General features: G+C 69.1%; 3 protein-coding genes. 1 reads left to right on the top strand and 2 read right to left on the bottom strand.

The window, feature by feature from the left end:
• Positions 1-94: 94 nt before the first annotated feature.
• Entirely contained in the window at positions 95-2845 is a 2751-nt protein-coding gene (locus ACFXG1_RS08010; protein WP_384741645.1) for a hypothetical protein, read from the top strand.
• Positions 2846-2946: 101 nt separating this feature from the next.
• Here ACFXG1_RS08010 and ACFXG1_RS08005 read toward each other — a convergent pair whose 3' ends face one another.
• Together ACFXG1_RS08005 and ACFXG1_RS08000 are read right to left on the bottom strand one after the other, a co-directional pair.
• A complete protein-coding gene (locus tag ACFXG1_RS08005; RefSeq protein WP_384711716.1) occupies positions 2947-4266 on the bottom strand; it encodes a glutaminase in 1320 nt (439 codons plus the stop codon).
• A 279-nt stretch (positions 4267-4545) separates the two neighbouring features.
• Positions 4546-11928, bottom strand: a complete 7383-nt coding sequence (locus ACFXG1_RS08000) for a LamG-like jellyroll fold domain-containing protein (protein ID WP_384741643.1) — start codon at positions 11926-11928, stop codon at positions 4546-4548.
• Between the last annotated feature and the right edge of the window lie 407 nt (positions 11929-12335).

Raw genomic sequence — 12335 nt, 5'->3', positions numbered from 1 at the left:
TCTCTCCTCACCTCCGGGCGATGCGGGAAGCGAGCGGCGCGTATCGAACGGCCAGTTCCGCAGGCTTCACCTTCTCTGAGAGGAGTACGGGTCAATGGGGTTCATACGTTACAAGGCGACGGGTTTCAGCTGGGTGCTGGCGGCTCCGGCGGGCAGTGAGTGGCGGCTGCTGTTCTCGCAGGGTATGGAGGGTGCCCTGGTCAACGAGCAGCAGCGGATCGGCTCTGACTGGCTCACCGCGTTGGCACCCCCGTTGTACAACTTCCAGCAGCGGGGCGCCGCTGTCGGCGCCGTGCTGCTGTCCCGGCCGGGGGAGCCGCAGCAGAATCTCTTCTTCTACGGCAACACCTACACCTGGTACGACTGGGACCAGGGCGGACGTGTCGTGAGTGAGGGGCCGTGGACGACGCTGGCGAACTGGGGTACGGCCCTTCCGGCCAACTACCGCTCCCAGGTCGACGTCCTGTTCCAGGCGCCCAACGCGGCGGACGGCTCGCGGCAGACGTACTTCTTCAAGGGCAACCGGGTCCTCACCCTGAACTGGTCCACCGGAGTCGTGCGCGAGGCGCTGATCACCGATGGACCGGACGCGTCGGGGTGCGCGGGCTGGGCCGCGCTGCCGGAGGACTTCCGCTCCGGGCTCGACCATGTGGCGCCGTACAAGCCCGCGGCGGACGGCACCCGGCAGAGTCTGCTGATCAAGGGCGCCCAGGGAGTCCTGCTGAACTGGAAGACCGGGGTCCTGGCCTCCGGCGCGCTGGACCGGCTCGGTGTTCCGGGACTGGCCGCGCTCCCCGAGCACTACCGCGCCGCCTACCGCCCGTTCACCGGCCGCTGGACGGGCACCCTCGGCAACCAGCGGGTCGAGGTGCGCGTCGATATGGAGGGCGAGCGGACCCTGGGCGTCATCAGCGGCGACCTGTTCACCGGCAACACCTGGACCGACTCCTTCCGCACCACCGCCGAGCTGCTCGTCATATCGGGGTCCGGCATGGTCAATGTGAGCACAACGGGCGTCTCCTGGGCGAACAACTCACCATGGACACAACTCGTCTTCCATGCCTACCGGGTCGGTGTGAACAATCCGCACAATGCGGCCCACTTCGCCCTGCTGGCCCGCGACAACAGCGCGTCGCTGCAACTCTCCTGCTCCCATGTGGGCCCGGCGCTGCGGTCGGTCGAGCTGGAGACCGACGCCATGGCGGGCACCCAGGTCTTCCAGAGCTACGACACCTCGCGGGGGGCCGCCGTCCCGCGCGGCTACCGCAACCGGGTGCTGACCCTCGCCTCCGCCTACGCCGAGGCGGGCATCGAACTCAAGAACGGGGGCCAGGTCAATGTGGTCGCCGACGGCTCGGGAGCCGACCTGAAGTGGTCGGAGGCCGAGCTGCATGCCGCGATGGAGGCCAACTTCAGCCTTCACCGGGACACCGAGCAGTGGAAGATCTGGAACTTCGTCGCCACCTACCACTCCTACCACGACAGCATCGCCGGGATCATGTTCGACCAGACCGGCAGGCAGCGCCAGGGCGTGGCCGTCTTCTACAATGCCCTGCGGGACTACAACGCCCTCAACACCTCGATGGAGCTGTTCACCTACGTCCACGAGCTGGGGCATGTCTTCAACATGCTCCACTCCTGGGAGAAGAATCTGGCCGTCCCGCCCGCCCCGCTGGGGCCGAACAACGGTTTCGGCGATCTGTCCTGGATGAACTACCCGTCGGTGTACGCCAACGGCGACCGGCGGCCGGAGCACTTCTGGCAGGACTTCCCGTACTGCTTCAGCGACAACGAACTGCGTCATCTGCGCCACGGCTTCTACCGCCATATCGTCCCCGGCGGCGACAACGCCCTCACCAACGCCGCACTCGACCTCAGCGCCACCGCACAGTCGTTCACCCTGCCGGGCACCGGCGAGGATCCGGGCCTGTCCCTGTCGCTGGGCGGGAAGCGGTTCTTCGGTTACGGCGAGCCGGTCATGGCCGAGCTGAGGCTCTCCCGCACCGGGATACGCGGGGATGTGACCGTGGCCGAGGCGATCGGCCCGAAGGGCGAGCGGACCACGATCGTGATCACCGATCCGTACGGCCGTACGCGGGTCTTCCGGCCCATCGCCCGCGCCTGCACGGGACACGGCCCCCAGGAGCGGACCGTCACCCTCACCGAGGCGAACCCGGCCCTCTACGAGACCGCCTACCTCGGCTACGGCAGCGACGGCCTGTACTTCGCCGAACCCGGCCTCTACAAGGTCACCGCCGTCCACACCGGCCTCGACGGCGCCCGCACGGTCTCGCCCACCCGCACCATCCGGGTCCGTACCCCGCTCGACCGCGCGGACCAGGAGGTCGGCGAACTCCTCACCGGCGACGACCAAGGCACTCTGCTGGCCTTCCTCGGCTCCGACGCGCCCCACCTCACCGCCGGGAACGACGCTCTCCAGGAGCTCGTCGAACGTCACGGCGACCACCCGCTCGCCGCCTACGCCCGCCTCGCGCGGGGCGCCAACGCCGGACGCCACTTCCAGACCATCGGCGACGGACGCCTCCAGGTCCGCCAGCCCGACACCAAGACCGCCGTCGCCCAGCTCACCGAAGCGGTCACCGTCTCCCGTACCGACCAGGACACCGGCCTGGACAACCTCACCCTCAACGCCGCGTTCCGCCGCCTCGCCACCGTCCACGCCAAGGCCGGCGACCTCGAACGCGCCGAGGCCACCCTGGACACCCTCGTCACCCACTTCCACGACCAGGGCGTCCCCGCCGCCGTGGAACAGCGCATCCGGGAACAGGCCGACACCACCCGCGCCCGGATCCGCGAGACCGCCGGAGAGCAACCGGACGCCTGATGTCCGAGCCCGCCCCACGACCGACGGTGGGGCGGGGGCGGTGGACTCCACGACGGTTCGAGAGGGTCGTGGAGTCCGTCGCGCCCATACCGGCCGAAGAGTCATCCCCGCGTCGGACGGCTCCCGCGCCGGGCCGGTGTGTGCGGCCCCGGCACGACGTGTTCCACATCGGCGACGACCGTGACCCGGCCACCATCGCCGGGATCGGGATCGGGCATGATCGATTCCGGGTCTACGAGGTAGACCTCATGCCCATCCAGCGTGAGCCGGCGCACGACCTCCAGCAACATGCGCCGTGCCACGTCATCGATCGAGTAGACCATCGTCAGGTCGAGAGCCACCCCGACTTCCGCGGGGGCGGTGTTCACGACCTCCCGGACGACCCTCTCGGCTCCGGCGAAGGCGATCCCGCCTTGCAGTTGGAGGACCCGGACCGCATGCGGGCCGACGCCGACGACATGGCTGGACCGTACGATGGCCCGCGCGGCGGCCGGGACCTCCATCACATGCAGCCCCATGTCGGAGGAGAACCTCCCGAACAGTGATACTCCGCGGACGCTGTTCCCGTGGGAGTCCAGCCGCGGTGAGAAGGTGGCGATGCCGATCTGGCCGGGGAGCGCGCCGATCAGGCCCCCGGCCACGCCACTTTTCGCCGGAATGCCGACCTGGGTCGCCCAGTCACCGGCCGCGTCGTACATTCCGCAGGTGGACATGACGCTCAGCACCTGACGCACCACCGGTTCGGGTACCACTCGCTCACCCGAGAGCGGATTCACGCCGCGATTGGCCAACGTCGCGGCCATCATGGCCAGATCTCGCGCGGTGACGAGCACAGAGCACTGGCGGATGTAGCCCTCGACGACGACCCTGGGATCCTCGGTGAGGATGCCGTAGCCGCGGAGCATGTACGCGATGGCGAGATTGCGGTGCGCGTGCTCCATCTCCGACACGCACACCGACTCGTCCGCCCTCAGCTCGCGACCGGCGAACGCCGAAAGGCCGCGGATCACGCGCTCCACGCGTTCCGCCGGATTCATGTCCTCCTGGCCGGCCAGGGAGTGGGTGGTGATCGCACCGGCGTTGATCATGGGATTGAAGGGGCGCCCGGTATCACTTTCGAGGGAGATCTGGTTGAACGCCTCTCCCGACGGCTCGACACCGACTCGTGCGAGCACAGGGCCGAAGCCGCGATCGGCCAGCGCCAACGCGTACGCGAACGGTTTGGAGATCGATTGGATCGTGAACTCGGTATCGATGTCACCGGCGCCGTAGACCTCGCCGTCAACGGTGGCGAAGACCGCGCCGAGGCGCTCGGGGTCCGCCGCCGCAAGCTCGGGGATGTAGTCCGCGGGCTCTCCGGACGTGTCCGACTCGACATCTCCGAGGGCCTCGGCGAGATAGTCGGGAATGACCGACCGCATGTTTCCTCCTCCGTATCTCCGCCCACCCCCGAGTGGCCGGAGCCGGACGCCCGGCCGACGGTGCCGGAGGAAGGCGGTTCGCCGCGAGGAGGCCGGGCTCGCCGGGATCCACCCCGGCCACCACGCAAAGTAGCAAACGACTACCAACAGGATATGTGGGGTGAGGTGATCCCGCCCGTCGCCGCGATCAACGGCGGAGTACGTCTCTGGACCGCCTCGACAGCGCCCCGGACACCGTCGGGTGTCCGGGGCGCCGCCGTGTTCACCGCGGGGCCGGGGTCAGCTGTCGACGCCGTAGTAGTCGGCGAGGAAGGTGGTGATCTCCTGCTGGTGCGGCAGGAGCTGGGGCAGATGGGTTCGCAGGGCGGTACGGGTCGCGTCGGCCAGCTCGGAGCGGGAGGCGATCGCCGTGGAGACGTAAGGGTCGAGGCGGCGGATCAGTTCGTAGTTGCTGGCCACGTCGACGCTGCTCTGGCGCAGTGCCTTGTCCAGGGGCGGGGCGTCGGCGGAAGGGACGGCCGGGAGGACGCGGGAGAGGTAGGTGACCCGGTGGAGGACCCGCCAGCAGGGGGGTTTGCGGTCGGAGTGCTGGGCCTGGCGGAGGGCGGTGGCGTGGGGTTCGGTGCTGTTGGCCAGCCAGGTGGGGTCGACGACCTTGTGGTAGAAGTCGTCGAAGTTGCCGGTGTCCTGGCCGAGGTAGAAGGTCATGAACCGGTAGGCGTCGACCTTGCCGACGGTGAGGACGGGCTTGTTCGCCGCGTCGTACTGGGCCTTGCCGTCGACGTACTTCTGGATGTCCCGGGACAGGTTGCAGGTCACCTCCAGGCTGTGGGAGCGGGTGGCCTCCGTGGAGCGCTGGCGGGTGACGGTCATCCCGCCGCCCAGTGAGGCGTCGAACTGGAGTCCGACTCCGATGCCGGCCACCTCGAAGCTGGTCTCCATGGAGAAGGTTCCTGCGCCGGAGAAGCTGTAGGAGCCGCCGGTGGTCTGGGTGACCACGTCGGTGGTGCCGGTGGTCTCGGAGAAGAAGCCGCCGTCGGCCGTCCACACGTAGGTGTTGACGATGTTCCGGTTGGCGAAGGACCCCGCCGACTCGGTGGGCTGCTTCTTGGCGGCGTCGGCGGGTGCGGAGCCGACGAAGGACTCCAGCAACTTGCTGGCGCGTTCCGCGGTGGGGTCGGGATCATGGGTCTCGGTGGAGACGGAGTTGTAGAAGTTCTCCAGCTCCTGCCGCTCCCGCAGGATCCGCCGCTTGATGGCGTACGCCTCACGGGGCTTGAAGTAGCTGTACTCGGCGCGCTGGCCCGCGTTGGGGTACGCGGTGTCGAAGACCTTGGCGCCCGTCGCGGTCAGGCCGACGGCGCCGTCGAGGGTGCCCTGCTTGGTGTACTGCGGATTGATCGGGAACGTGATGATGTTCCAGTCCTTGGGAATGTCCGGGTTGGGCATGATCCGGTACGCCACCAGTGCCCCGGAGTGGGCGAGACGTAGCGCGTACACGTCGGCGGTCTCGGACTGGACGAGGGCGTATCCCTTGTTGGCCGGGACATAGCGGCGGCCGGTGTTGCTGTTGAGGTAGGCGTTGAGGGCCTCACGGGAGCAGGTGAGGCTCGCGGTGGTGTCCCGCGCGATGCTGCTGCCCTGGGACACCGCGGTCTCGTCGGTCCAGGCGTTCGAGTACTCGAGGCTGCCCCCGACCCGGGCCTGGAGCGCGATGTCCGCCGCGGGCTGGGCGGTGCCGATGCCCAGCGGGGCGGTGATCAACAGCAACTGGGCGTCGACCTCCACCCCGGCCGCGAAACTGAAGGCGGCGTCGACACTGCGCTCACGGCTGGACGAGAGCGTCGAGGTCACCTCCTCCGACTGCTTGAACGTCACCTCCGCCGTGCCCGAGGGGTCGCTGTCCCCGGTGAGGTTCTCCGACGGGACGGGTGGTGCGCCCTCGATGTAGCCGATGAGCTGGGGGTCGAACTGGACCTGGCTCACCCATTCGCTGATCAGGTCGCCGACCTTGTAACCGGTGGTCAGATGCCAGGCGCCACCGGTGATGTGCGCGTAGGCCCGCTTGAGGACGCCTCGGGCCTCACCGTCGGCGGTGTACTGGAGGTCGGCGTACTCGGTGGCGGTGGGGGAAGCGGCGATCAGCTGATGGAAGGGGGTGCGCAGTCCGGCGAGGGCGGGGCGCACCATGGCGGTGTCGGTGGAGATCGGGGCCGTGGAGAGCACGACGTCGTTGCTGTCGTTGTTGAGATGATTGCCCCGCAGGGAGAGGTCCCGGAGGTTCTCGGTGTTGAAGTACGTCGACTCTCCGTCGAAGGGCCAGTATCCGACCAGGTCCTGCTTGTCGCCCCGCAGCCGGGTGAACAGGTTGTCGAGGATCTGCTCCCGGGTCCGGGCGGTGCGCCAGAAGCGGACCTCCTCCAGGACCCCCTTGTACGAGGCCGCGTGGGAGCTGCCGAAGCTGCCCGTGCTGTCGCTGGCGAACGTGCCGTGGAAGTTGCCGAGGGTCAGCTGCTCGTCGCCCCAGTAGGAAAGGGGGTTGGCGGTGGGGGTGTCGCAGGCGACGGTCTGGCCGTTGCGGTAGATCAGGAACGATCCGGCCCTCGGGTCCGGGTCACGGGTCCAGCGGGCGCCGCGCAACTTGAGGTCGTGGCCGCCGGCGAGGTCGGCCGTGGTGTTCCCCTCGTTCTCCTCGAAGGTCCAGCGGGCGATCAGGCCCTCGTCACGGGGCTGGAGGGGCTGGCCCAGCTCCTGGCCGTCCCGGGCCGTGTTCCAGATCCGCACCTCGCCGACCGTGCCCGTGAGCAGGTTGGCGGCAGTGCCCTCGGCGACCCGGCCGATCGTCAGCGGCCCGTTGTTGCCCCGGGGGCCCGGGCCGTTGTAGCGGATGACGCCGATCTCGGTCCCGTCCACGACGAAGCGGATGTCGTCCCACTTCTTGGCCGTCACCTTGTCCACGACATCGACGGTCATCGTCCGCTGGACCTTGTCGGCGTCGGTGTACGTGATCTGCTTCGGTGTCTTGCTCTCCTCCGTGGTGCTGCCGCCCTTGCGCACGACGGCGATGCGGCGGAAGCCCGCGGTTATCGGGCTCGTGGAGGTGTAGCGCTTGATGGCCGATCCGGGCTCCTCGAAGGCGAACTCCAGCTTGCCGTCGGCGTTGACGGCGAGCTGGTACGGCACGGTGCCGTCCTCGCCGCTGCCGAGGGCGCCCTTGGACACGAGGCCCTGGCGGGTACCGATGGCGTCGATCGTGGCGAAGACCTCGATGGTGAGGTCCTCCGTGATGTCGAGGGCGTCGTCGTCGGGAGTCTCGGCCCAGGCCGCGCCTTCGAACCGCAGCGCCCAGGACTGCTCGTACACCGCCGCGAGATGCGCCCAGTCGCCGAAGCGGTACAGGTCCCGGCTCTGGCGCACCTTGTCGCCGACGGCTGCCGCCACACGGTATTCGGCCAGCGGGGACTCGGTGGTCACCGGGTTGCCCCAGACGCCTCCGGTGCGGTTCTGCGCGCTGAGGTCGGTGAACCTCCGCGCGCCATCGGTGGTGGCGGCGGTCTCGTAGACCCACGCTCCGGTCAGCCCGGACGCCGACGACGCGAGGCGCTGCCACCGTTCGGTGTCGATCTCCGCGGTGGTACGAACCCGGCTCCAGGTCCGCAGTTCCGCCAGTTGCCCGGCGAAGTGGCGGATGGTGCCGCTGTCGGAACGGCCGACGATCAGCCCTCCCGTACCGCTGGGCAGTGTGGTGGCGAAGCCGCGGGCCACTTCGATCCCGTCCCGCACGATGGTCTGGACCTTGGTGGTGCGATGGAAGGTGGCGGCCCAGTGATGCCACTGGTCGTCGGAGTAGACATCGGCGGTGGTGAGGGTCTGGGTGGTGGGACCGCAGCAGAAGCTGAACTTCCCGTCGGCGGTGAAGCCCATGGAGAGCCCGTTGGCACCGATCGCGAGAATAGTGTCGGGGACCGTGCGCCCGGTGGTGCGCTTCAGCCAGCATTCGATGGTGAAGTCGGTGCCGGTGGGATCCGCGCCCTCGATCAGCATGGCGTCGTTGATGCCGTCCAGGATCATGCCGCCGGTCTTGGCCGGGCCCTTGATCAGGGCCAGGGCCGCCTTGGTGGTGCCCCGGTGGACATGGAGGACACGGGGGTTGGTGATATATGGGGTTTCGGGCTTGACCCATGCCTCCAGGGTCAGATCCCCACCGGGGACCGTGACCTGGTCCAGCCGGTCCGCCGGCAGGGTCATCCTGCCGCCGGAGAAGAGGAAGGAGCGGCCGGGGGCGTCCGCCCGCCAGCGGCTGCCGTGTCCGGTGATCTGCGCGGTGGCGGTGCCGTTGGGCACCAGGACGTCGCCCTTGTCGGCGCTGACGGTGATCCACCGCGATCCCTCGGCCAGGGTGGTCCCGGGCCGTGAGGCGGAGGCGCTGTCCACGTCGTAGCGGACCAGGGACACCGTCTTGCTCACCACGGCGGCCGGCGGTGCCGGGAACACCCGCAGGGAGGTCGCCGACTCGACCGCCTGCGCGGTGACCAGATAGGTGCGGTCGTCGATCCGTGCATAGGACTGCTTGGGCACGGCAAGGGCGAGCGGGCGGCCGAGCCGGATCTCGGTGTCGGAGACCTGGGTCACGGAGCCGAGCTGGACGGGCTCCTCGCTGGTGCCGTTGACAGCGGCGGCCAGATCCTTCGCCTTCCGGGGCAGCTGGGCGAAGGTCTCCCGGTCCGTCCCCCGGGTGATCGTCAGGGTGCACAGCTCGTCCATCGCCACGCCGTTCACCACGGAGTTGGCCACGGTGATCGTGGTGCCGGTGAGGTCGACACCCGGGTCCCGGGCCGTGAACACCGCTGTCACCCCGCCGGCGGCGAGTTGCTGGGTGCCCCGGACCGCCGCGGTGTCCAGATAGGCGGCGAAGAACTGGGAGTTGTCCCCCTTGAAGTAGAGGATCACCCGGCCGGTCGAGCTGTCCACGAGGGAGGGGGCAGTGCTGGTGCGGGCGAATTTCAGCACCGCGCCCGCGACGCTCAGTCCGCTGGGGTCGATGGCGAGATGGGGCACGCTCAGCGTTAGATCGGCGGCGCCCTGGAGACCGTTGCTGGCCCGGGCAAGCTCTTCCTCGGCCTGGGCGATCTGCACCAGTTTGGCCTGGAGGACTCTGCGGTCCCGTCCGAGGGCGCCGATCAGGTAGTACCAGATTTGCATGGTGGTGTTGGCGCTGACCGCGTCGAGGAGGAACGTGGGCGCCTGGGCCTCGGCCACCTGAGTGCCGATCCCCAGCCAGAGGTCGTTGTGGACACTCTGGATCTGGACGCTGGACGTCAGACCGCCCTTGAGATACCAGCGGGCGTTCGCCGGAAGGCTCGCGTCGACCGGCAGGCGTGCCAGGGTCACCTGCTGCCCGCTGCCCGCCGCGACCACCACCGGGTTGCCTTCCGCGAGGCTCACCAGCGCATAGCTTTGGTTGCCGTACCGGGCGGCGCCGCCGGGGACGGGGGCCAGTCGCCACCTCGCGACCACGCCCGCCTGGTCCTCATAGTGCTGGGCGAGGCGTTCCTGTCCCCCTGTGGACACATACGAGAGGAAGTAGTCGTTGCTCTCGATCCGGAGCGCGACCACCGACTTGGTCGGGTCGTAGCTCGTGCCCAGACCGGCCTGCGACGCGGCGGTCCGTGCCGCCGCATCGCCGACGAGGGTGCTGTACTCCTGCCTCAGCCGTTTGACCTGCTCGTCCTTCTGCCGGATCAGATCGCCGCTCTCCTCCTCCGGGCGGCCCAGTTCGGTGAGGGTGAGCACATCCGGGACGCCGGCCAGCCGGCCGTCGACGCCGACCCCGAGATCGACGGTGGCGATATGCGCTTCGGCCGTCGCGTTCCCGGTGGGCCGGGTGGAGAAGGCGAGTACCACCCGGGCCTGCCGCTTGGCGGGCCTGGCGGAGGCCTCGTAGCCGGAGTCGACATCCTCCTGCTGGTAGTAGAGGACGGCGGAGAGACCGGAGACCACATCGCGCCCGGCGACGGTGAAGCTGTCCCGGCGCACCCCGGGATGGTCGCTGATGGGGGCCTCGGAGGTCACCCAGAGGGCGGTGGTCCCGGTGACCGTGCCGTGGACGGCGGTGTCCGTCTGGTCGTACACCGTGGTGCCGCTGCCCTCGTCCAGACGGTAGTAGGCGATGAGGCCCGGCTCATTCCCGATCAGGCGGAAGCCCCGCTCGTCGGAGATCTCGGCCTGGGTGCGGGCCCGGTTCCAGATCCGCACCTCGTCGATGCCGCCGCTGAAGCCGGCGCCGCTCTGGGCCGATCCGATGCGCAGCCCGGCTGTGCCATCGGTGGGGTAGGCGAGCGCGGCGCTGCCGCTGAACGCGCCGTTGACGTAGAGCGTGGCGGTCGTGCCGTTGAAAGAGGCCGCGACGTGCGCGTAGGCGCCCGCGGTGACGGTCTGGGTGGCGGTGAGGGTTCCGCCGCTGTGGTCCAGCGCGACCTGGCCGGTGTTGGTGATCCGCAGCTGGAAGCCACCCTGGCCCGAACCGGCCCAGCGGGAGAGCACGGGACCGCCCGCCGTCTGCGGTTTGACCCATGCCTCGACGGTGTAGGACTGCCCGTTGAACTTGAGCTTGGCGTCCGTCCCGAGATTCACATAGGCGGTGCCGCCGCTCTGGTTCAACTGGAGCGCGGTCTCGGCGAGACGGTTCTCGGGGACGACCGGGACGAGCGCCTCGCCGCTGAAGGGGCAGACACCCGGCGAACGCTCGTACACCGAGCCCCGGTACTCCTTCTTCGGGCTGGTCCAGAACCGGGTGCCCTGGGTGTTGAAGAGGCCGTCGGTGCCCTGCTCGACATTGAACGAGTCGATCCGCTTGGTGGTGTTGTTGTACGTGAAGAACTGCCAGCGCCGCTGTCCCTGCACGGCGGTCGGGGTCAGTACGGCGGTGAAGCGGCCCTCGGTCAGATTGCGGATGAAGGCCAGTTCCTGGGTGGGCTCGTGGAACGGTTTGCCGTCCATGTCCTTCGCGCCCAGGCTGTCCTTCGCGGACGCGGGCCGTGTCCGGTGCCGGCTGCGCTTGAACCGGACCTCGGTCACCGGCTTCAGCGCCCCGCCGACCAGCAGGAATCGGTCGCAGAGCAGGGTGTCGGCGACCAGCGGGACCTTCGCGCCGGACACCTGGAGATAGTCGGTGCGCGTACCGACCCCGGAGACCCCGCCCCCGGTGAGAGTGTGGACCGCGTCCGGGTGGGCGGCGCCGATCGCCTGCCGCAGCACCACCAGATGAGTGCCGTCCGAGAGCACCTGGAAGGGCGCGGCGGCCGTGAGCCGCGCGGTGCCGGAGAGGAACCGGTCGGTCTCCTCCGGCGCCAGCTCGTCCGCCTGGCCGGCCTCGGCCCGGCCGCCCTTCTTCACCCGGGGCAGCCGGGTCGTGGGCACCACCCCGTAGCCCACCTTCACGATTTCGTCCGGGAAGGGTAACTCGACGGGGTTGTCCGACCAGTACGCGGCGTCCAGCTCGCCGCGCTTCTCGTCATGGGTGGAGAGGTCGAGCACCGTGTAGACGATGCGGCGCCGGTCGTCCAGCGCGAAGGCGAGGGCGGTGCCCTGGTGGCGCACCATGGTGGTGTGGGTGTACGTCCGGTCGCTGTAGATCTTCAGCAGACTCTGATCCGTGGTCATCGGTCCTCCGTCCGATCGGGCCGCGCCCGGTGGGCGCGGCGGCAGAGCGGTGGGGCGCGGCGCTGGGCATGACGGACCTGCCGCCGCACAGCGGCGAGCGACGAGAAGGGGAGAAACGACAATCAGTCGATCATATGGACGTTGGCGACGTATATCGAACAGAACATCAATAGCCCGCCAATAGCGGACCATGCCCTTATCTCGTTCGTGTGCCCTCGTGACTTTCCTCCTCCGAGGGCAGGGCTGAACGACGCTTGGGCAGGTGGCGGATAGCGCATCGGTTTCCGGAGTGCAGGGAGCGCAGGGAGTGCCGGGAGGCGGGGCGGCGGATTCAAGCGGTGCGCCGTCGGGTGGTGACTGAATTTCCGTTCGGATGCGGTCGCCCGGCACACGCAATTCGAACTATA

Origin of the sequence: Streptomyces sp. NPDC059248 (assembly GCF_042753905.1) — a bacterium.
Taxonomy (GTDB): Bacteria; Actinomycetota; Actinomycetes; order Streptomycetales; family Streptomycetaceae; genus Streptomyces.
This window is presented reverse-complemented; position numbering and strand designations above follow the sequence as displayed.